The organism is Leifsonia sp. HAY1-4F (assembly GCF_056755275.1).
The window spans coordinates 1-21588 of the sequence record NZ_JBNDHX010000042.1 but is presented as its reverse complement, the minus strand read 5'-3'; the positions used below and the strand labels follow the sequence as shown (position 1 = coordinate 21588).

Here is a 21588-nt window from a genome sequence, read left to right as displayed (position 1 = left end):
AGAAGGAGAACCATGTTCACCACAGGACGGTCCAAGGCGCTGATCGTCAGCGCAGCAGTGGCCGGCATCAGTGCTCTGTTGCTGGCCGGCTGCTCGGGGTCGAGTGACTCCGGCTCGAACAGCGGAAAGGTCGAACTGACCTTCCACTCCTGGTTGCCCACCCAGGACCAGTGGAAGGACCTGATCGCCGCGTTCGAGAAGGAGAACCCGGACATCACGATCACGTTCGATCGCGAAGAGGACTACGACCACTACAAGACCAACCTCGACAACGAAATCCTCGCCAACAAGGTGCCCGACATCTACGGCATCCAGGTGGGGGCATCGTTCGATGACTACTCGCAGTACGCGAAGAACGTGGACGACTACGCGAGCAGTTGGATCGGCGATCTGAGCGCATCCGCACTCAAGCAGACCACGAACTCGAAGGGGAAAGTCAAGGCCGTCCCCGTGCTTCTTGCGGGTATGGAGTACTACCTCTACAACAAGACCCTCATGGACAAGGCCGGAATCGCCATCCCCACCGACTACGCGTCGTTGGTCGCGGCCGCCAAGAAGGCCCGGGCCGCTGGCTTCAGCCCATTCGCGATGGGTGCCGCGGACGCATGGCACGACGCCGACTTCTTCACCTGGCTGAGCACGCAGTACGGAGACGGCCAGGACATCTACAAGGCCGCCGAAGGCACGGGCAAGTGGGACAGCAAGAACCTCGTCGCGGCTGCGACCGCGTGGCAGAAGCTGTTCAAGGACGGCGTGTTCGAGGATGCCGCAACCACGGTGACCACCTACCCCAGCGCTCGTGACGACTACTTCCTCGCCGGGAAGAGCGCCTTCTTCCCGACCGGGTCGTGGCACGTCGGCGCCGCCCTTTCAACCAGCCCCGAGGTCCCCGGCAGCGCGGTCGCGAAGGACGAGATCGGAATGGCGGTCTTCCCCACCGTCGGGCCGAAGGACGCCGGTGTCACCTCCGGCGTCGACTTCGCTCTCGCTGTCAGCGACAGCTCGAGCGATGCGAAGCAGAAGGCGGCGGAGAAGTTCGTGAAGTTCATGGCGGACGGCAAGGGTCAGCAGCTGTGGGTCAACACCCTGCAGGGCTTCCCGGTCGCCAAGAACGTCAGCGTGCAGATCGGGGACAAGGAGACCGCGCTTGCCAAGCAGAGCGTCGATCTCGTGACGAAGTCGCTGCAGGCGAGCACGAATCCTCGCAAGCCGGTTTCTCCGACGAACAGCTCGCTGGAGAACGACCTCGGCGTTGTCCTGCAGAAGATCGCCGGCGGTAGCGACCCTGCTCAAGAACTGGCCACCCTGAAGAAATAGGCGTCCAACACCAGAAGCGCATGTTCGGCGGGGTTCGCAGCACCACCTCGAACCCCGCCGAATCGCGCTGTATGACTCGTTGCGAGGACGCTGTCGCGGGTTGTCCGATAGCCGCGTCGCGCCCTCACACCGCGCGGCGCGTGCGTCGGCGCAGCGCGGCGCCCGAGGCGACGACAAGCACCACGATGCCGATCGCCTCGACGATGATCGTCTCCGGTACGAGAGTGAAGGTCCACGTCTCGCGGATGCCGAACAACCCGACCGTCAGCGCCAGCAGGAGCGAGACCAGACTCGCGATGATGAAGAGCAGACTGAGGACCACGACGAACTTCACCAGTGCGCCGCGGACCGCGAACATCCCGATCGCAAGGACGATGGCTGCGATGGAGTTGAGGATGAACAGCACTCCGAGAACTCCTCCGACGCCGTCGAACACGAGGAAGAGATGAATCCCGGCGATCGCGAGAAGGAGGATCCCACCGAGGATCCGCGTGACCTTCAGAAGGCCCTGGCTGCTTTCGGACATTCGACTACCTGCTTTTCTGTTGGTGGCTCTGCGGAGCGGGGCTCTATGGAGAACACGAACTGGACGCGCAAATGGTTCGATTCAAGGATGGTGACCGGCCGTACGCGTCCAGGAACCGGTTGCGGAACGCATCCATCCGCCAGACCGGCGCCGTCGGCGACGGAAGCATGCCCGGCTGCCACTTCCACGAGCTGATGCTGTCGATGACGGCCGGGTCCTTGGCGATGATGCTGATCGGCACGTCGTAGTTCGCGGCCGTCCCGCTGACCACCGCGGCTGGCTGGTGGTCGCCGAGCACGATGAGCACGAGGTTCGGGTCATCGAATGTGGTGAGGAACGAGAACAGGGTGCTCATCGTGTATTCGATCGACTGGGCGTAGAGCTGCTGCACGTGGCGCGCGTCCTGCCAGACGACGCTCGGCGGGAGCCCCTGCGCGGGCTGCGTGTCGTAGATCGAGCCGTCGCCGACGGCAGTCCACGGCACCTGCTGCGGCAGCGGCGTCCACGGAGTGTGCGACGACACCAAGTCGATCTCGGCCATCAGCGGTTGGTGCGGCTTCGACAGTTCGTGCTGCTGGAAGTAGGACCAGGTGTATTGGTCGGGGATCCGCGCGTAGCTGAAGGCGGGGCCGCGGTAGCCGACGTTCTTCGCGTTCAGTTGGCTGCCGAAGTGATAGAACGAGCTTCCGACCGGCCACGGTCCCGTGTCGGACGGGACGTCGCTCAGAGTCTGCCAGCCGGCCTTTCCGAAGGCGTCGCTGAGCGTGAACCGGTCACTCGAAGTCAGCTCCTCGTACCTCTGCTGCGAGTCGACCCACAGCCCGGATTGCAGTGTCGAGTGTGCCAGCCAGCTGATGCCGCCGAACGTCGACGACGTGAGGAATGCGCTGCGCTCCGAGTAGCCGTGCGCCGCCAGCTGCGCGTCTCCGCGTCGCAGCACGGCATCCACCCCGGAGGAGAACGAGGTGTTCTGCACGGCCACCTGTCCGTAGCTTTCGATGAACGCCACGATGACGTCTTTGCCCTTCAATCCGGTGAGAAGGTCGGATGCGGGCAGATGCGCATAGGCGTCCGAAGCGGCCGCGCCTTCGAAGGCCGCCTGATCGCGGGCGGCCACCTCCACCTGATCGAGCTTCGCCGCGGCGGTCGTGACGGAATCCGATGCCGCCAGCGGCTCGCCCGGCACGAGCTGCACGCCGACGAGCGCGATGACGAGCCACCCCGCGATCGCGGTGGAGGCCCCGAGCAGGCTCGCCTTCCGGCCGCGCCGGACACCTTCGGCGAGGTGAAGCAGGGCCGCGGTGACCGCGACGACGGCCCCGGCCGACACGACGATGAGCAGCCCCAGGATGCCGAGCGCCCCGAACGGTCCGGCGGCGTCGCGGACCACGCCGTAGCCATCCATCAATTCGGGCCATCCGCTCACCACATCGAAGGGTTGCCCGACGGTGGCCGTGAACGCCCGGTCGAGTGCCGCGCTGATCGCCGCAAGCACGAAGAGGACGGCGACGAGGCTCGCGACGATGCGGCGAACCCGCCGCCACGGCAGGAACGCCAGCACGACGAGCGCCACGACGGCGTCGAGGGGAAGCCGCACGAGAGCGAGCGCCGTTCCCGATGCGACCATGCCCGGGGTCACCGCGATGACGAACAGCGTCAGAGCCGAGAGGACCGTCGCAACGGTCGCTCTGACTGTGCGGCTGCCGGTCCGGGGCGACCGCGCGCGCGAGCGGTTCACGACCTGTCCACCCCGCCGGCCCGCTGTGCGTCGTCCACCGGCGGTCCGTCGGGCTCCGCCGCGAACCGATCGGACAACGCATAACGCATCAGCACGACGTCGCCGATGGACCGTACCTCTGCAAGAGTCGCGCGCCGGTCGCTGGTCCACGGGAAGACGGCGTCGGCGACGAACCGGGGCGCGCGTCGATCCCCGACGAAGAACGGCGCGACCGCCAGGTCGAGTTCGTCGACGAGGTCCGCAGCGAGGAACTGCGTGAGCAGGGTCCCGCCCCCCTCGACCATGAGGCGCCGTACGCCCCGATCCGCCAAGTCGCAGAGCAGATCGGCCATGGTGACGACATCGCCCAACGCCACGACGGTCGCCGCGCCGCCGAGTCGCCCGCGGATGCGCGGTGCCTCCGATCGGGGGCAGTACACGAGCTTGGTCGTGTCGCCTTCCGTGAAGAACGCGGCCTGCGGATCCAAGTCGCCGGTGGCCGTCACGGTCACCTTCCAGGGCGAGGGCGTCAGGCCCGAGGCAGCGCGCCGGTCCTGCCTCTCGGGACTGTGCACGATGAGGCGCGGGTTGTCACGTCGCACTGTCCGCGCACCGACCAGGATGGCGTCGCTGCGTGCGCGGGTCTCATCCACCCGGTCGAAGTCCGCCGGGTTCGACAGGGCGAGCCTCGGAGGGTCTGCCGAGTCGAGGTATCCGTCGAGGGAGATGGCGCAGCTCAGTGTCACATGGGGCTTGTCGGTCACGGTGATTCCTCCCGGAGATGAGGTGGGCGAGCCTCGCCACGGCTGCGCCGAGCACGGCCGCGATCATTGCGAGAACGCCGTAGAGGGTGGCGGCGGAGACACCGGTGGATGCCCCGAGACCCGCCATGGCGAACGCCCAGCCGGCCACACCCTCGCGAGGTCCCCACCCGCCGATGTTCACGGGGATGGATGCGGCGAGCAGCACGACGAACGCCAGGGTCAGCAGCTGCATCGGCGGAACGCGCGCACCGACAGACCTCGTGGCGATCGCGAAAATCGCCACATGACAACCGACGACCACCACGGAAGCGGCGACGACCTGCGCGGACACCGCCGGGGAACCGAGGCCGGCACGAAGCTCGGCCGCTTCGTGCCGCAGGGCGCGCCTGACCCGCGCGCTCGCCCATCCTGCTGCGAGCGCGCACACCGCGAGCGCGGCGAGGACGGCTAGTCCGATACCGATCGCCGGGGGCAGGAACCCGCCGAACTCCGCGCCCGACGACGCAACGATCACCACGGCGAGCGCGAACTGCACCGCTTGCCCGACCGTGCGTTCCAGGACGACGGCGCGCGTGGCCGCGCCGACGCTTTCCGTGTCCCGGCCGTGAACGGCCGCCCGGTGCACATCGCCGACCACCCCGCCCGGGAGCACAGAGTTGAGGAACTGGGATCGGTAATACATGCGCATAGCCACCGACCAGCGCAGTCCGAGGCCGAGGCGTGCCGCGATGATTCGCCAACGCCACGCGGCCGCGGTGGTCGCGGCCGCGTAGAGGACGATCGCAGCGCCGATCGCGGGTGCGTCCAGGCTCAGAAGGCCATGGAGGAACGGCCGGGCGCCGACGCGCGTTGCGATCGCGACGAGCACGCCCCCGGCTACGACGATGCGCGCGGTGAGGCGGAACGATCGCGAACGAATGACGGCGCGGACGCGTGCGCCGGCTCTCGTGACACGGGACGTCATCGCGGCCACACCAGCAGATCGAGGTGATGGACGACGGCGGAGAGCTGGCCGCGATCGAGTTGACCCCTGCGGAGCTCTCGGTAGCCTGCGCACTCTTCGCGCAGCTCCGGGCGGTACTCCTCGGCGGCATCGACCCATCCGTCGAACCAATCAGCGAGCAGCTGGGGCTCGCGGTCGTCGAGACGCCAGCTCGTTCGTGCCGTGCGCACGTTCCACAAAGCTTGGCCGAACAGCCCGCGGACGATGGGGCCGCCGTAGCGGCCGAGAAGCCGGCGCCCGTGCACCTCCCGCCGCTGGTGACCGTTGAACGCCTCTTCGAAGAGTTTGTCACGTGCGTCCCAGGGTCGCAGTTCGACTTCGCCGGTCACGCTGAGGGAGAACAGAGCCGCAGCGCCGACCTCGATGCACGCGTCCACGATGGCGTGCGCCTCGCGAGCAGTCAGCACATCCAGAAGCGCCGACGCCGTCACGAGCGAGGCGCCCTCCAGGTCCGAGCCCTGGAGCCGAGCGAGCTCACCGACACGCGAGCGTATGGAGATGGGCGCTTCGAAGAGATCGCGGGGAAGCTCGCCGTCGTGCGCTCGCTCGGTGAGATTCGCATTCCAGTCGTGCAGGATCCAGGTCTGCGGGCCGGGCAGGAGCGGCGCCAGCCAGCGCATCATGGAGCCGGTGCCGCTGCCGAGGTCGTGCACGGTGATCGGCCCGTCGGGAAGGAGGGGGAGAACCGACCGAGCGAGCTTGTGGGAACGCGCTCGAGAATCCTCCGCCTCGCGCAATGCAAGCCACTGGCTGCCGACCTCGATGATCTCGCTCATCGTCTCGGCACCGCCTCGGCACGCACGCCCCCGCGGAACGCGCCCACTGCGGGTGCGATCGCGGCCTCCGCGAGAGTGGATGCGACGATCGCCGTGGTAGTGCTCCACGGCCGGGCCGCGTCGCGCGCCTTCAGCGCCGCCGCCTTTCGTTCCTGCCGTAGCGCAGGGCTTGCCCACCACCGGTGCAGCACGACGTCCAGAGCCCACGGATCGTCCAGGGGCACGATCATGGCCGCGGCGTCCAGGGCTACCGCCTCGGGAATGCCTCCGACTCCGCTCGTGAGGACGGGGATGCCCCGCGCCAGCGCCTCGGCGACCACCATCCCGTAGCTCTCGCTGCGTGACAGCGCGATCACGAGATCAGCGCGGCCGTAGGCATCCTCGAGGGGTCGCCCGGTGAGGACACCCGTGAACTCGATCCGATCGGCGAGTCCCGCCGATTCGATCGCGTCCCTCAGCGCGGTGACGAAGTCAGGTGCTCCCTGGAGCGATCCGACGATCGTGCACGTCCAACCGGGAACGTCGGAGCAGTCGGCCAGGGTCCTCACGAGCAGATCCTGGCCCTTGTGCGGCGCGACCGTGCCCACGCAGAGAAGACGGTCCCCGGACGAGGAGGCCGTCGTCGCCGTCGCCGGATCGGTTCCCGGGTGGGCGACGGTGATCCTGGCGGGATCCGCGACGCCCTGCGCGATCAGTTCGCCGCGGGTCCAGTTGCTCGTCGCGATGATGCGACGCGCGGCTCCGTATGCTCTGCGCTCGGAGTCCGTGAGGTCGGCCGCGATCATGTGTGCGAGGACGACCAGTCGCAGGCGCGCGCCCTCGGCCGCGAGCGCATCCGGATGGTGCGTCGCGAGCAGGCCGTCGACCAGCAGCAGCGTCCCGTCGGGCAGCTGCGAAAGGGCGTCTGCGGTCTGCCGCGGCTCATTCTCCGCGACGAGGATCATCCGCGCATCCCAGCCCTCCGCGCGCAGTCCGTCGCGAATCCGCTGGTCGTACACGTTGCCGCCGCTGACGCGCTCGGCATCGTCGATGGAGTCGGGGACCAGGAAGAAGGCGCTCACCTCCGGCCGCGCGTTCACAGCGACCTCGAATAGCTCGCCCACGCGATGTGGGATTCGTGAAGGGTGACTGTGATCGACGTCAGGTGCCGGCTCCCGCTGGGGGATCCCGCACCGAAACGGTCGGCGAGGCGGTCGGCGATCGCCCGGCACAACACTTCCGTCGTCGTATTCATGCCGGCGAATTCGGGCTCGTCGTCGAGGTTGCGGTAGGAGAGAGCCGCCGTGATCTCCGAGAGCTCGGCTGTCGCCCGCCCGATATCGACGACCACGCCATCGGCATCGAGGTCGTCCGCGCCGAACGTCGCATCGACGATGAAGGTCGCGCCGTGCAGTCGCTGCGCTGGGCCGAAGGTCTCGCCCGTGAAGCTGTGCGCGATCATCATGTGGTCTCGCACCGTCACCGAGAAGGTCATGACGCATCCCCCCAATCGATTGTGCGGCAGAGGCCGGCGCCCGCCCCGGCGGACAGCTCCGCCATGACCGCAGGCAGCTCGCGCCACGAGGATTCGGCTGTGAGCAGAACATCGAACGCGGCATCGTCCAGCAGTCGGAGGGCCAACGCCAGGCGATCCGAGGTGGTCCGGTTACCGCGCCGGCGGCTGGAGACCGCGCCCACTTGGCTCGACCGGATGCTGAGACGCCGGGAATGGAAGTCCGCGCCGAGCAGCAGCGTCGCCGGACGGTCGGCGTACCAGCTGGCCTCGACGACCTCGCCGTCCGTGACGACGGTTTCGAGCGCGAGCTGCAGCCCGGCATCCGACCCGCTCGTGTTGATGACCACGTCGCGGTGGTCGGGCGCCGCGTCCGGCTCCGCGAACGTCACCCCGAGCCGGTCGGCAACGGCTTGCCGTGACGGGTCGATATCGACGAGTACGACGTCGAGTCCGGGGATCCCGCGGGCCAGCCGTGCGACGCAGCATCCGATCATCCCCGCCCCGACGATCGTGACCCTGTCTCCGAGGAGCGGCGCGGCATCCCATAACACGTTGACGGCGGTCTCGACCGCCCCGGCGAGCACGGCCCGCCGGGCCGGCACTCCGTCCGGGACGGGGACCACGGCCTCTGCTGGGACGACGAACGCCGACTGGTGGGGGAAGAGCGTGAAGACGGTGCGCCCGCGGAGCGTCGCGGGCCCCTGCTCGACCACCCCGACGTTCAGGTAGCCGTACTTCACCGGGCCGGGGAAGTCGCCCTCCTGAAACGGGGCTCGCATCCGTACGCGCTCGCTCGCGGGCACGTGGCCGCCGAACACCGACGTCTCGGTGCCGCGGCTCACGCCGGTATGCAGGGTCCTGACGAGGACGTCGCCGTCGCCGGGCGGTCGAAGGGGCTGGGACCGGAGAACGCCGACGCCGGGCTCCTCGGTCCAGAACGCAATAGCCTCGAGCACATCCGCCCCTCTCTGAACCATCGGTGCGCCTGTGGCGTGTTAATGAAAGTAGTGCCCTAACAAGAGACACGAGAAGCGCATGGGAAGAGTTCAACTCGAAGCGGCCGGATGGGCGTTCGCCGGCTCGGCGTTCGCGGTGATCGTGCTCGCGGTGCACTGGCAGACCGTCCCACCGCTGTCGGCCGGATGGCTGGCAACCCTCGCATACCTGCTCATCTCGAACGTGCTGTTGGTTCGCGGGCTGCGGCATCGACGTTCGGCGCGTCTCGGGCCGGCCAACATCATCACCATGACGCGTTCGACGCTCGTCGGTCTGATCACCGGACTGGTCGTCGCGTCCTTCACGACGGCGATCGCGGTGGTCCTCCTCGTCGCGCTCGTCATCCCCGCGCTGGCACTCGACGCGGTCGACGGCTGGGTCGCCAGGCGCACGGGAACGACGACCGAACTGGGCGCCCGCTTCGATATGGAGGTGGATGCGTTCCTCCTGCTCGCGCTGAGCGTGTACGTCGCGCACAGCGCGGGGGTGTGGGTTCTCGCCATCGGTTCGATGCGTTACGCGTTCGTGGTCGTCGGATGGACGCTGCCCTGGTTCCGCCGGCGGCTCCCGCCCCGCTACTGGCGCAAGGTGGTGACAGCCGTCGCCGGGATCGCGCTGGCAGCAGCGGCGTCCGGAATCCTCGGCTCGGTCGGCATCGTGTTCGTGGCGGCCGCCCTCGTAATGCTCATCGAGTCGTTCGGAAGGGATGTCGTCTGGCTGGTCCAGAGGCGACGTGACGTGGCGGCCGCGCCGCCGCTGGTGGAAGCGAAGGCAGAGAACGTCGAATGACAGTCAGAACCGAGAGCCGCATCACCGTCGCCGGGAGTGTCGATGACGTGTGGGCCTATCTGTGTGACGTGGGACGCTGGGCGGAGTGGGCACCGACGGTGCTCGAATGCCGGGTTCGCGGCGGCGGACCGCTGCAGGCCGGCGGCTGGCTGGAGCAGCGAGCGAGAGACCTGGGGTGGAATCACCGCCGACGTGAGCGCGTGACCGCCGTCGACCCGCCGCACTCCATGGCCTTCGCCGGCACGATGGGAACCTCGATTGCGCGCTGGGGGATGGAATTCGAGTCTGCAGGCGACGGGTGCACCGACGCGATGATGTGGGTCGAGGTCGACCTCGCCAACGTCATGCGTGCCATTCCCGCCCGCGTCCTCGAACGCCAGGTGCAGCGCGTGAGCGACATCGAGATGGCGGGGATCAAGGGCGCGGTCGAGCGCGATCTGCGGGAGGACGCGGGGTCATCGTGAGCGGAACCGACCGAGACCGCGAGCGCCTGATCGAGACGTACCGCAAGAAGGCCGGGCATTACGACGTCATCTCCCGGCTCTACCCGGTGCCCGGCTACCCCCAACGGGCGCAGCGGTCCCGTGCGGTGAAGGAACTCGGCCTCCGCGCGGGCGACAGAGTGGTCGACATCGCGTGCGGCACAGGCCTGAACTTCCCGCTGATCGAGGAGGCGATCGGCCCCGGAGGCCGGATCGTCGGCGTCGATCTGACCGACGCGATGCTCGCCCGCGCCGAGTATCGCGTCACGGCGAACGGCTGGAACAACGTCAGCCTCGTGCAGGCCGATGCCGCCGAGTTCGTCTTCCCCGGCACGGTGGACGCGATCCTCTCGACCTACGCTCTGACGCAGGTGCCCGAGTGCGGACGGGTCATCGCCCACGGGGCAGACGCCCTCGCCGCTGCCGGTCGCTGGGTCGTGCTGGATCTGAAGATCCCCGACCGCACGCCTCGCTGGCTGTCGCAGCTCGCAATCGCCGCGGTACGGACCTCAGCCTCCCTCGACGAGTGGATCGCGCGCCGTCCCTGGGAGTCGATCCGCGCCGCCATGGAGGAAAGCCTGGCCGATTCCTCCTGGTCCGAGCTGTGCTTCGGGACGGCGTTCCTCGCCGCCGGCTCGGGCCGCAGAGACGTGACTCCGCAGGAGCGGTCCCCTGACCCCGACGGGTGAAAGGGGTCATCGGCCCCCGAGTCAGGAGGAGATTCGAACGGATCACGTTCGAATCTCCTTCAGTACTGCCATTCGAAGGAGATTTGGCACCCGATCTCCTTCGAATCACGCCAACGGCAAGAATTGAAAACGTCGCGCAGGTTGGCTACCGTGAAGGTTCACGACGACGTATCGGAGGCATGTGTGGGCATGGCTGACGCAAGCGGTTCAGAGCTGATCCTGGACCAGCCCGCGAGGTACTTCCATGAGGCGTTCCTGCTCGGAAACGGTTGGCTCGGCGCCACGGCGTACGGCAATGTCGGCACTGAAACGTTCGACCTCAACCTGGATTCGGTGTGGTCGGGCGGGCCGCTCAGCGACGCGGCCGGTCCCGATCCCTCGATCGTTCGAGAGCTTCGTGAAGCGGTCCTGGAGCGTGATCACGATCGAGCCGACACGCTCGCCCGCACGCTGCAGAGCTCCGCCTGGACACAGTCGTTCCAGCCGCTCGGTGGTCTCTCCTGGTGCTGGTCATCCGATGCGGCGACCGGCTATTCGCGTCGCCTGGACCTCCGGACAGCCGTGACGACCGTTGAGACCTCGGACGCGACGATGGCGGCGTTCGTGTCCCACCCAGACGGCGTCCTCGTCGCTGAGACGACCGGTGCCGCACGCTTCGAACTGGATTTCGCGTCCCCGCACGACGGAATCGAAGTGTCGACCTTCGAGCACGACGGTGCACAGTGGCTCATCGCCAGCGGCCGGGCACCGGCCAGGGTGCTTCCCAACTACGTCGACTCCGACGAATCCGTCACGTATTCCGGCGAGACGCCCGACGCGGAGGGGAAGGCGGACGCAGGAATCGGCTGGACCGTTGTCGCGCTGGTGGAACCTGCCCGTGGTGGCGCTCGCCTCATCGCAACAGCGGAGAGCGGCTTCTCTGGATGGGCGGAACGCCCGACAGCCGAGCCGGGCGCGCTCATCGAAGCTGCACGCTCTCGAATCGAATCGGCGCGCCGATCGTCGACAGACGAACTGCGGCAGCGTCACATCGCCGACTACAGCGAGTGGTTCGGTCGCGTCTCGTTGGACCTGTCACCGTCCGGGTCGGCAGCGGCGATCGACGCAGAGAGGTACTTCAACTTCGGCCGCTATCTTCTGATCTCGAGCTCACGACCGGGCACGCAAGCGGCCCACCTTCAGGGCATCTGGAACATCGATGTCCGCCCCGGCTGGAGTTCGAACTACACGGTCAACATCAATACCCAGATGAACTACTGGGGTGCGGAAGTCGCCGCGCTGAGCGAACTCCACGCGCCGCTCTTCGATCTCACCCGTGACCTCGTGGATGCCGGAGCCGAAACCGCACGGATGTTCTACGGCTCCCGCGGGTCCACCGTCCACCACAACACGGACCTGTGGCGATTCGCGCAACCCGTCGACGGGGACCCGCAATGGGCGAACTGGTCGTCGGGGCTGGCGTGGCTCGTGACGCATTGCGGAACGCATCTCGACTTCGCCTGGTCCGAAGAGTTCGCCCGCGACACGGCGTTGCCTGCGCTGCGGGCGGTGTCCGAGTTCTTCCTCGACCAGCTGGTCGACGCGGGCGACGGCGGGCTGGTCGTGGCGCCCTCGACCTCGCCGGAGCACCGATTCATCGACTCGGCCGGGACCACCGGAGCGGTCACGCTCGGAGCCTCGATGGATCAGGAACTGGCGTGGGAGGTCTTTTCCCGGCTGCTCTGGTGCGCTGATGCGCTCGGGTACTCCGACGAACTCACGCACGAGGTTTCGCGCGCGCTCCCGCAGTTGAGGCTTCCGTCCACCGACAGCGATGGCCGGCTCTGTGAATGGCTCCCGGAACTGGCCCCGACAGAGCTGGGTCATCGGCATCTATCGCACCTCTACGGGATGTTCCCGGGCGTCCGGATAACCGAGACCAGGACTCCCCTCGACGTCGAGGCTGTTCGCGCTGCGTTGAAGCACCGCCTCGAGAACGGCAGCGGACATACCGGGTGGAGCCAAGCGTGGGTCCTCTGTCTTGCTGCTCGTCTGCGGGATGCGGGTCTGGCTTCCGACTCGCTTCGTGTCCTCGTGCACGAGCTGAGTTCGGCCTCGCTTCTGGATCTGCACCCGCACGGCGACTGGCCCGGCGAGATGATCTTCCAGATCGATGGCAACCTCGGCGCGATCGCCGGGATCGCGGAACTCATCGTCCAAAGCCACGACGGCGCGATCTCACTCCTTCCCACGCTGCCGGACGAATGGTCGGCAGGCACGGTTTCGGGGCTGAGGGTACGGGGAGGCCTGACGGTGAGCATCGCCTGGGCCGGCGGTCAGCTCGTGCGGGCCGAGATCGCGGGCCATTACGTCGGCGATCTCGTCGTCGACGTCGACGAATCGCTCGGCCTCGTCGTCACCGACGCGGCCGGCGACGCCGTAGCGCTTTCACCCGTCACCCCGGCCGCGCCTGGGCGAGCCCGCTGGCAGTGGGATGGTCGTCGCGGCGAACAATGGACGGTCACACCCACGCCATGACACGCAGGGCGAGTAGGGGGCACTGATGGCGAAGCGGATAACCATCCTCGACGTGGCAGCGGAGGCCGGCGTGTCCCGGCAGACGGTGACACGCGCCATCAACGGAATGGGAGACATCAGCGAAGCCACTCGAGAGCGTGTGCTTCAAGCCAGTCAGCGCCTCGGCTACCGGCCGAGCCGGTTCGCCCGGAATCTCGTCGATCGCAACAAGACGCATGCTGTGGGGCTTGTCGTCGCGTCGTTCGTGAACCCTCATTTCACGGACATCGCCGGCGACATGATCGCTGGCGCGATGGACCGCGGGTGGCAACTGATCATGGCGCCGGGAGACGCCGATCGGCCGACGGTTCTCGACCTTCTCTCTCGACAGGTCGACGTCATCGTGGGGCACTTCGGCGGTGACGACGAAGCTCTGATCGCAGAGAGCAACAACACCCCGGTCATCAAGCTCGAAGACAAGGCGCACATTCGCGGGGTGCATGCCGTCCAGATCGACATCGAAGCCGGCATCCGGACCGCCGTCGATGAGCTCGCAGCGCGAGGCGCGCGGAGATTCGGCATGGTCGACTCCGCTTACACACGGCGTGGAGGGCACGCGTACGAACCATCGCCGCGGCGGACGTACTTCGAGAAATCTGTCGGCTCGCGGCTGAGTTCCGTCGTCGTCGGGGACGAGACCATCTCCGGCGGAGGTGCTGCGTTCCTCCGCCTGATGGAGTCGCACCCCGACACGGATGCGGTCATCATGTTCAACGACCTCATGGCGTTGGGCGCGGTTCAAACAGCCCAGGCCCGGGGGTTCGACGTACCCGGCCGGGTCCGCATCATGGGAATCGACGGTCTCACGCTGGGTGAAGCCGTGAACCCGCAACTCACGTCCATCGCCCTTGATCGGCAGGCGCTCGCAACGAACGCCCTGGAGATCGCCGAGACCATCGCCGCGGATGACTTCGCGCCCCGCGAACCGATCAACATCCGCCTCGAGCCCCGCATCCTCTGGCGCGATTCGGCATGAAGGGTTTCAGATGGACATGATCCGCCACCGGGAACTGCTCAACAACGGGTGGACCTTCGCGTTCGGCCAGCAGGCCGGCGCGGAGACCGACCCCACCGATCCGGGTTGGTTCGATGTCGGGTTGCCGCATTCATTCGACCTGCCCGACTTTCGCGAGCAGCGGTTCTACACCGGGTACGGATGCTACCGGCGACGTGTCGAGGTGCGCGAGGAGTGGATCGGCTCGTGGATCGCACTCGAGTTCCTGGGGGTGTTCCAGGTCGCCGATGTGTTCGTCAACGGCGTCCGGGCCGGTCGCCACGAAGGCGGATACACACCCTTCATCGTCGACGTCACCTCGGCCGTCCGGGCCGGTGCCAACGAGGTCTTTGTGCGCGTGGACAACCTCTGGAACCCCGGATTGGCTCCCCGCGCCGGCGATTACAGCTTCACCGGAGGCATCTACCGCGATGTGAGCCTGCTCGTGGCACCCACGGTTCGACTCGACTGGTACGGCATCGGAGTGACCACACCCGCGGCCGACGCCGAGGCGGCTACGGTGACGGCCACCGTCGATGTGGTGAACGACACCGATACCGAGGTCACCGTCTCCGTGGAGGGTGTCGTGACGTTCGACGGTGAGGAGGTGCTGCTCCTGACCGGCGACGGTCCGACGATTCCCTCCGGCCGGACACGGACGGCGCAGCTGTCCGGCGTTCTCGGCCGGCCCCGGCTGTGGCACCCGAATCACCCGGACCTGTATCGGCTCGAGGTATCCGTCTCGATCGACGGAGCGGCAACGGATCGCGACTCCGTCGACTTCGGCGTCCGCTGGTTCGAGTTCACGCCCCACGATGGGTTCTTCCTCAACGGCGAAAGGCTCGACCTCCACGGAGCGAACGTCCATCAGAACCACGGTGGATGGGGAGACGCCGTCACACGCGCCGGCATGCGCCGGGACGTCGCCATGATCAAAGACCTCGGGATGAACATCATCCGAGGATCGCACTACCCGCACCATCCGTTCTTCACCGCCGAATGCGACCGCCAGGGGCTCCTGTACTGGTCGGAACTCCACTTCTGGGGCATCGGCGGGGAGAACGTCGAGGGCTACTGGTTCGCGAGCGCCTACCCGGTCCACGAGGAGCACGAGGCTGCCTTCGAAGAGAGCCTGCGCCGAGCCCTCCGCGAGATGGTCCGAACACAGCGGAACCACCCCAGCATCGTCACGTGGAGTATCGGCAACGAGGCCTTCTTCAGCGACGACCACGTCATCGAGAAGGCCAAGGCGCTCACGGTCGAACTCGTCGAGCTGGCCCACGAGCTCGATCCGTCGCGACCGGCGGCCGTCGGCGGCGCGCAGCGGAAGGGATTCGACACCCTCGGTGACGTCGCAGGCTACAACGGCGACGGCGCAGCACTGTTCCAGGATCCCGGCATCCCCAACATCGTGAGCGAGTACCACGGAGCCGGCGGCCTCGGTGCCGGCGACTTCGAGGTCCAGTGGGAATACGGCGTCGAAGAGGATCTCCGGTGGCGGTCGGGGAAGATCCTCTGGTGCGCGTTCCATTACAAGACCGTCGCTGACGGCGCGGGCCTGGGCGGCATCGTCAACTACTTCCGCGTTCCGCGTCGCCCTTACTACTGGTACCGGGAGAAGCTCCGCGGCATCCCGCGACCGGATTTCCCCGAGCCCGGCACCGCGGTGAGCGTCGTCGTTCACGCCGACGAGGGGACCATCCCGACCGACGGCACCGGGGACACCAAGCTGACCGCCACGCTCCAGGACAGCGACGGCAGACACGTCGACGACCAACGTGAGATCACCTTCACCGTCGTCGATGGAGCTGGGCTCTTCCCGTCCGGTCGCAGCATCACGCTTTCGCCGGACGACGACAGTGTGATCGACGGCACCGCAGCCATCGAGTTCCGTTCCTACGAGCCGGGAACCAACCGGATCGTCGTCAGTGGAGACGGACTGGCTCCCGCCGAGGTCACGATCGTGGCGATGGGCGATCCTGTCGAGGGAGGCCGGCCCCGGCGGCTGATGACGCCGGCCCCGTACGTGACCGAACCACCCCGCGCTGCCGGAGAGACGTCGCTCGCGGCCTACCGGCCGGTAGCCACTAGCAGTGCGGCGCCCGGGTGCGAGGGCAGTCACGTCACCTCGGCGGGCAGCGGATCGGCATGGCGACCGGGAACACAACGGCCGGGTGAGTGGATCATGGCCGACCTGGAGTTCCCGTACGACGTCGGACGGATCGATGTCGGGTTCGCGGAGACGCCCACCGATCCGTGGGTCCTCGAGACGACGGTCGACTCGCGGACGTTCCATCCCGTCCATGTCGACGACGCCGAGGGCGGCGCCCTCTCGATCAGCGCGGAGTTCGAGCCGAGGAAGGTCTCAGCCGTGCGGATCCGGTTCCCGGAGCGACCGGCGTCTGTCGCGGAGATCCGCGTCTACCGACCCGCAGCGTCGAGTACCTCTGCCATCGCGACGCGCTCGCCCCTGCTGGCAGACAGCACTGCCGCCTCCACCATGGCGAGCGATGGGATGTTGCGATGAATCTCACCCGACGGTTCGACACCGCTCCTGAGGGCGCCGACGAATTCGCTCAGCGACCCAGCGATCTCCTCGCGCAGCTCGCCATCGACGCTGGTCTCTCCGAGATCGACCACTTCCCCGGCGATCGAGAGCGAGGGGATGTTCTCGCCATCCCACAGAGCCGTCCCCTGCTCGCCTGACGCTCGCCATTCGCCGTTCCACGACGTTTCGAGTGATTGACTGACCCAGCTGCCCTGATAGATGAAGCGGGTTCCAGAGGCGAACTCGAAAATGACCGCGGCTGCGGCATCGCCGCTGAACCAACTCCACGAAGGGTTGAAGGAGTCCGCATAGACCGAGATCGGGTCCTCGTCCAGAAGATAGCGCGCGACGTCGAAGGCGTGGATGGACATGTCGACCAGAAGCGGTGAAGCCATTTCCTCCCTGAAGCCGCCGAAGTGAGGGGCTCTGAAGAACTGGTGAGTGAGGATGCCGATATGCCCGAGGCGCGTCAGTGCGGCCTTGTAGGCAGCGAGCGTTCGGTAGTACCGGCGTGACTGACTGATCATCAGCAGCTGTTCCGTCGCCTCCGAGATCTCGGCGAGCGAGCGGGCCTCCGCAACCGTCGGGGCGGCCGGCTTCTCCGAGAGAACGGGCAGCCCCAGAAGCATGGCCTCTCGATCCACCGAGTAGTGCGCGGCCGGCACGGTCACATTGAGGACCGCGTCGGGAGCGGTCGACTCGAACAACTCGGTGATGCTGCGCGCGCAGGGCACATCCGGGAAGCCGGCTTCGCGTGCGGCCGCCTTCGCGCCCGCCAGATCGAGGTCGACCAGGCCGACCAGTTCGACTTCGGGCGCGTCCCGGAGGGCCCGGAGCCATGCTTTCCCCATGCCGCCGGCACCGACCTGAATGATCCGGATCACCTGGTTGGGGTCGTCGATGGTCGCCCACCTCATCCGTGGAAGTAGTCGTGACGGCGTTGCTGGGCGTCGTCTTCGAGGAAGAGTCGCACGACAGGGCCCGCTGCCGTCGGCGACTGCGCCGGCAGGGTCACATCCAGCGACTCGGCGGATCGCTCCCAAGCGACGTCTTCGGAGGAACCGAGGACGCGAATCTCCCGGATCGCCCGAGTGAGGAGGCCGGACCCGGTTCCGAACGATCGGATCCGGGCTATTCCGTCCTCCGGTTGCGCGAGCAATGTCGCGTAAACGTAGTCGCCGGTGACGTGGGTCCGTGTCGTGAAGCGGACGTCGGCGCTGGTGTATCCGGGCGAGGAGCTGTCGACGAACGAGCCGGCCGACACCTCCGTCGGGCCCTCCGCGGGAATGATCCACGGCCGACTGCCGTAGATGGCTTCCCCGTTGCGGGCGAGCCACTCCCCGATGCCGGTGAGGAGCTGACGTTCCTCTTCTGCGATGGTGCCGTCGGGCTTCGGCCCGACGTTCAGCAGGAGCACGCCGTTCTTCGAGACGGTGTCGGCCAGCTCCGCGATCAGCTCGTGCGCGCGCTTGTAGTCGTGTCCCTCGACCCAGCTCCACGAGGTCCGCGACACGGACGTGTCGTTCTGCCAGATGTCGTCGCGGATGCCGCCCATGGCGCCGCGTTCGATGTCATAGACGGCGCTCCCGGGCGCGAACGAGTTCCACTTGAAGTTGATGACGACCTCGCGACCCCACTCGGCAGCGCGGTTGTAGTAGTACGCAGCGAAGCGCCGTAGATAGGGCTCGAACGCAACGGACTCGATCCACCAGTCGAAATAGAAGATCTGCGGACGGTACTTGTCGACGATCTCGACGCACCTCAGCAGCCAGTCCTCGAGGAAGCGCTCATTCGGCGCGATCTCCTCGCGCTGGGCCGGCCCGTAGAAGTCCGCGTAGGCGGGATCGCGGACGTCGGAGTCGAACCGGCTGCCGCCGTTCATGAAGAACCAGTGCTCGGCGCGGTGACTGGAGGCGCCGAGAACCATCCAGGCGCGATCCACTGCGTCGCCGAGCTGGCGGAAGACGTCCTGCCGCGGGCCCAGGTGCGTCACGCTCCACCGCGAACGATCGGTGTCGTACAGCGCGAAACCGTCATGATGCTCGGCCACCGGCACCACGAACTGCGCGCCGGCCTCCTTGAACAGGGCGGCCCAGTCCTCGGGCTGGAACGTGTCCATCGTGAAGCTCGGGATGAAGTCCTTGTACCCGAAGGTGCTCTGCGGTCCGTAGGTGGCAAGGTGATGCTCGAAGGGCTTCGTCCCCTCCAGGTACATGTTGCGGGAGTACCACTCGTCTTCGAACGCGGGGACCGAGAACACGCCCCAGTGCAGGAAGATCCCGAACTTGCCGTCCCGGTACCAGAGGGGTGCCCGATAGCCCTGAAGCGACTCCCACGTCGCGTCGTACGGCCCCGCCTCGATGACCTGCTCCACGCCGGCCAGGGCGGCCGTGTTGTCGGAGACATCCACCGGGTCGGGGAGATCGCTCGGGTTGATCGGGGGCAACGTCATTGTGGATCCTTCTCGATGTGCGACGGTCGCCCACACGGACGATCACGCTCGTTGGTGTGACGATACAGGAATCGCGACCGGGTGCAAACATCCGACCTCTTGCGCAGTCGAATGCTATTATCGGGAGGCTAGGGCGGCTTTCGGCCCGAGAACTCGGATGTTTGGAGCAAGGATGCGTTTCGCGCGACTCGGTGAACCCGGACGGGAGGTGCCGGTCCTGGTCGAGGGCGACGCCTACTACGACATCTCGCCCATCACGGAGGATATCGCCGGCGACTTCTTCCGTGACGAAACGCACGCCCGCATCGCTGCGGCCGCGGACGCCGGCGAACTGACCCGGGTCGACGCCGACGGGGCACGCATCGGCGCGCCGATCGCCCGCCCATCGGCGATCATCTGCGTGGGCATGAACTACGCCGCCCACGCCGCCGAGTCGGGGGCGGAACCGCCCAAGAACGTGGTGATCTTCCACAAGACGCCCAACACCATCGCTGGGCCGAACGACGACGTCGCCATCCCGCGCGGCAGCCGGAAGACCGACTGGGAAGTGGAGCTCGGCGTCGTGATCAAGTCGCGCGCGAGCTACATCGACGGCCCGGCCGACGCGCTGTCATACGTCGCCGGCTACGTGTTGGCCAACGACCTCTCCGAGCGCGAGTGGCAGCTCGAGATCTCCGGCGGGCAGTGGGGCAAGGGCAAGTCGGCTCCCGGTTTCTCGCCGATCGGGCCCTGGCTGGTCACGCCGGACGAGGTGGACATCTCGGACCTGCGCCTCCGCAGTTGGGTGAACGGCGAACCGCGACAGGACTCGACGACAGCCGACATGATCTTCGACGTGCCCTACATCGTCTGGCACCTGTCGCAGTTCATGGTGCTCGAGCCAGGCGACCTCATCCTCACGGGCACCCCGGCCGGGGTCGCGCTCTCCGGCCGCTTCCCGTATGTGAAGAGCAGGGATGTCGTCGAACTTGCGATCGACGGTCTCGGCACGCAGCGGCAGGTGTTCCTGTGAGCCGACAGCGCGTCGCCGTCGTCACCGGCGGAGCGTCCGGCATCGGCGCCGCCATCACCTCCCGGCTCCGCGAAGACGGCCTGCGGGTCTTCGTCTTCGACCGCACTGCGCTGAACGAGGCGGACTCCCTGGCGGTCGACATCGCGAATGACGCCGCGGTGCGCGAGGCCGTGTCCCAGGCGGCCGAGCTCGCCGGCGGGATCGACGTCGTGGTGAACAATGCGGGCATCGGCGCCCAGGGCACTATCGAGGACAACAGCGACGAGGAGTGGCACCGCGTGTTCGACGTCAACGTGCTCGGCGCGGTTCGCGTGACCCGGGCGGCGTTGCCGTGGCTGCGAGCATCCGACTCGGCCGCGGTGGTGAACATCAGCTCCATCGTGGCAACGACCGGACTGCCACAGCGCGCTCTGTACGGTGCGACCAAGGGAGCCATCGCGTCCCTGACGCTGCAGATGGCAGCCGACCACCTGCCCGACGGTATCCGCGTCAACAGCGTGAACCCGGGAACGGCCGACACTCCGTGGGTCCAGCGCCTGCTCGACTCAGCAGCCGACCCGGTGGCGGAGCGCGCTGCGCTCGAGGGCCGCCAGCCGCATGGACGCCTGGTGCGGCCCGAGGAGATCGCTGCGGTCGTGTCGTTCCTGGTCGACCCGCGGGCCGGCTCCGTCACCGGCGCCAGCGTCGCCGTCGACGGCGGGATGGCCAGCCTTCGCCCACGTCCGAGAGCCGGGCGGGAAGGATGACCGGGCACGGCAGAGTCACCCGTCAATTTCCGAAGCCGGCTGAACTGTTGGAGTTGATGCAGTTCAAGAGGCCGGAGCTGGATCTGAAGAAGCGTCGGCTGGAGTCGGCGTTGACGATCGAGGATCTGGCCCGGATCGCTCGCCGTCGGACGCCTCGGGCGGCGTTCGATTACACCGAGGGGGCGGCCGAGGGAGAGCTGTCGTTGGCGCGGGCGCGGCAGGCGTTCCAGGATGTGGAGTTCCACCCGTCGGTGCTGCGGGATGTGTCCACAGTGGATACGTCGTGTGAGATCTGGGGTGGCCGGTCGGCGTTGCCGTTCGGGATCGCCCCGACCGGGTTCACCCGCCTGATGCAGACCGAGGGCGAGACCGCCGGTGCCGGTGCGGCGGGTGCTGCAGGGATCCCGTTCACCCTGTCGACGTTGGGGACCACCTCGATCGAGGAGGTGAAGGCGGTCAACCCGGAGGGCCGGAATTGGTTCCAGTTGTATGTGATGCGGCAGCGGGAGATCTCCTACGGTCTGGTGGAGCGGGCCGCGGCGGCGGGGTTCGACACCCTGTTCTTCACCGTGGACACCCCGGTGGCGGGGGCGCGGTTGCGGGATAAGCGCAACGGGTTCTCCATCCCGCCGCAGCTGACTGTGGGCACGATCCTGAACGCGATCCCGCGGCCGTGGTGGTGGTATGACTTCCTGACCACCCCGAAGCTGGAGTTCGCCTCCCTGT

The 21588-nt window shown here is 67.4% G+C and carries 20 protein-coding genes; 10 read left to right on the top strand and 10 right to left on the bottom strand.

Features of this window, described 5'->3' with window-relative positions; genetic code table 11:
• Positions 1-12 precede the first annotated feature (12 nt).
• Complete coding sequence (locus ACPYOG_RS10010) at positions 13-1317, top strand: ABC transporter substrate-binding protein (protein ID WP_481294079.1); 1305 nt, start codon at positions 13-15, stop codon at positions 1315-1317.
• Positions 1318-1441: 124 nt separating this feature from the next.
• Here the strand turns inward: ACPYOG_RS10010 and ACPYOG_RS10005 are convergent, their stop codons facing one another.
• Genes ACPYOG_RS10005 through ACPYOG_RS09970 form a run of 8 tightly spaced genes read right to left on the bottom strand, consistent with a single transcriptional unit; the run spans position 1442 to position 8575 of the window.
• The gene (locus tag ACPYOG_RS10005; RefSeq protein ID WP_481294078.1) at positions 1442-1843 is read right to left on the bottom strand and encodes a hypothetical protein; all 402 of its coding nucleotides are present in this window, start codon (positions 1841-1843) and stop codon (positions 1442-1444) included.
• 43 nt (positions 1844-1886) lie between these two features.
• Entirely contained in the window at positions 1887-3581 is a 1695-nt protein-coding gene (locus tag ACPYOG_RS10000) for an LTA synthase family protein (RefSeq protein ID WP_481294077.1), read from the bottom strand.
• Positions 3578-4306, bottom strand: a complete 729-nt coding sequence (locus tag ACPYOG_RS09995; protein ID WP_481294086.1) for a RibD family protein — start codon at positions 4304-4306, stop codon at positions 3578-3580. Before ACPYOG_RS09995 ends, ACPYOG_RS10000 begins: the two co-directional genes overlap by 4 nt.
• Positions 4206-5288 carry a lysylphosphatidylglycerol synthase transmembrane domain-containing protein gene (locus ACPYOG_RS09990; protein ID WP_481294076.1) on the bottom strand — a complete coding sequence of 361 codons (1083 nt, stop codon included), beginning with the start codon at positions 5286-5288 and terminating at the stop codon, positions 4206-4208. The genes ACPYOG_RS09995 and ACPYOG_RS09990 overlap by 101 nt, the downstream gene beginning before the upstream one ends.
• The gene (locus ACPYOG_RS09985; protein ID WP_481294075.1) at positions 5285-6103 is read right to left on the bottom strand and encodes an SAM-dependent methyltransferase; all 819 of its coding nucleotides are present in this window, start codon (positions 6101-6103) and stop codon (positions 5285-5287) included. The genes ACPYOG_RS09990 and ACPYOG_RS09985 overlap by 4 nt, the downstream gene beginning before the upstream one ends.
• Positions 6100-7206 (bottom strand): glycosyltransferase family 4 protein, encoded by a 1107-nt coding sequence (locus tag ACPYOG_RS09980; RefSeq protein ID WP_481294074.1) that lies wholly within the window; start codon positions 7204-7206, stop codon positions 6100-6102. The genes ACPYOG_RS09985 and ACPYOG_RS09980 overlap by 4 nt, the downstream gene beginning before the upstream one ends.
• Entirely contained in the window at positions 7179-7577 is a 399-nt protein-coding gene (locus ACPYOG_RS09975; RefSeq protein ID WP_481294073.1) for a 6-pyruvoyl trahydropterin synthase family protein, read from the bottom strand. Before ACPYOG_RS09975 ends, ACPYOG_RS09980 begins: the two co-directional genes overlap by 28 nt.
• Positions 7574-8575 (bottom strand): zinc-dependent alcohol dehydrogenase, encoded by a 1002-nt coding sequence (locus ACPYOG_RS09970; protein ID WP_481294072.1) that lies wholly within the window; start codon positions 8573-8575, stop codon positions 7574-7576. The genes ACPYOG_RS09975 and ACPYOG_RS09970 overlap by 4 nt, the downstream gene beginning before the upstream one ends.
• A gap of 58 nt (positions 8576-8633) precedes the next feature.
• Between ACPYOG_RS09970 and ACPYOG_RS09965 the strand changes: the two genes are divergently transcribed.
• The 6 genes from ACPYOG_RS09965 to ACPYOG_RS09940 all read left to right on the top strand — a co-directional run bounded on the left by ACPYOG_RS09965 (position 8634) and on the right by ACPYOG_RS09940 (position 16631).
• Complete coding sequence (locus ACPYOG_RS09965) at positions 8634-9383, top strand: CDP-alcohol phosphatidyltransferase family protein (protein ID WP_481294071.1); 750 nt, start codon at positions 8634-8636, stop codon at positions 9381-9383.
• Positions 9380-9847 carry an SRPBCC family protein gene (locus ACPYOG_RS09960; protein ID WP_481294070.1) on the top strand — a complete coding sequence of 156 codons (468 nt, stop codon included), beginning with the start codon at positions 9380-9382 and terminating at the stop codon, positions 9845-9847. The genes ACPYOG_RS09965 and ACPYOG_RS09960 overlap by 4 nt, the downstream gene beginning before the upstream one ends.
• Positions 9844-10554, top strand: coding sequence for a class I SAM-dependent methyltransferase (locus ACPYOG_RS09955; RefSeq protein ID WP_481294069.1), 711 nt, complete (start codon positions 9844-9846; stop codon positions 10552-10554). Before ACPYOG_RS09960 ends, ACPYOG_RS09955 begins: the two co-directional genes overlap by 4 nt.
• A 189-nt stretch (positions 10555-10743) precedes the next feature.
• The gene (locus tag ACPYOG_RS09950; protein ID WP_481294068.1) at positions 10744-13071 is read left to right on the top strand and encodes a glycosyl hydrolase family 95 catalytic domain-containing protein; all 2328 of its coding nucleotides are present in this window, start codon (positions 10744-10746) and stop codon (positions 13069-13071) included.
• Between the two features lie 25 nt (positions 13072-13096).
• The gene (locus ACPYOG_RS09945) at positions 13097-14086 is read left to right on the top strand and encodes a LacI family DNA-binding transcriptional regulator (protein WP_481294067.1); all 990 of its coding nucleotides are present in this window, start codon (positions 13097-13099) and stop codon (positions 14084-14086) included.
• Positions 14087-14096: 10 nt separating this feature from the next.
• Entirely contained in the window at positions 14097-16631 is a 2535-nt protein-coding gene (locus tag ACPYOG_RS09940; protein WP_481294066.1) for a glycoside hydrolase family 2 TIM barrel-domain containing protein, read from the top strand.
• On the opposite strand, the gene ACPYOG_RS09935 is transcribed toward ACPYOG_RS09940, so the two are convergent.
• Together ACPYOG_RS09935 and ACPYOG_RS09930 are read right to left on the bottom strand one after the other, a co-directional pair.
• Entirely contained in the window at positions 16526-17569 is a 1044-nt protein-coding gene (locus tag ACPYOG_RS09935) for a Gfo/Idh/MocA family protein (RefSeq protein ID WP_481294065.1), read from the bottom strand. The two genes, ACPYOG_RS09940 and ACPYOG_RS09935, sit on opposite strands and share 106 nt — an antisense overlap.
• A complete protein-coding gene (locus ACPYOG_RS09930) occupies positions 17566-19104 on the bottom strand; it encodes an alpha-L-fucosidase (protein WP_481294064.1) in 1539 nt (512 codons plus the stop codon). The genes ACPYOG_RS09935 and ACPYOG_RS09930 overlap by 4 nt, the downstream gene beginning before the upstream one ends.
• A 172-nt stretch (positions 19105-19276) precedes the next feature.
• On the opposite strand from ACPYOG_RS09930, the gene ACPYOG_RS09925 reads away from it, so the two are divergent.
• From ACPYOG_RS09925 to ACPYOG_RS09915, 3 genes are all read left to right on the top strand, one after another.
• Positions 19277-20116, top strand: coding sequence for a fumarylacetoacetate hydrolase family protein (locus ACPYOG_RS09925; protein ID WP_481294063.1), 840 nt, complete (start codon positions 19277-19279; stop codon positions 20114-20116).
• Complete coding sequence (locus tag ACPYOG_RS09920) at positions 20113-20862, top strand: SDR family NAD(P)-dependent oxidoreductase (RefSeq protein WP_481294062.1); 750 nt, start codon at positions 20113-20115, stop codon at positions 20860-20862. Before ACPYOG_RS09925 ends, ACPYOG_RS09920 begins: the two co-directional genes overlap by 4 nt.
• Positions 20859-21588 (top strand): alpha-hydroxy acid oxidase (locus tag ACPYOG_RS09915; protein WP_481294061.1); only part of this gene is annotated, 730 nt, incomplete at its 3' end. The genes ACPYOG_RS09920 and ACPYOG_RS09915, both read left to right, overlap by 4 nt.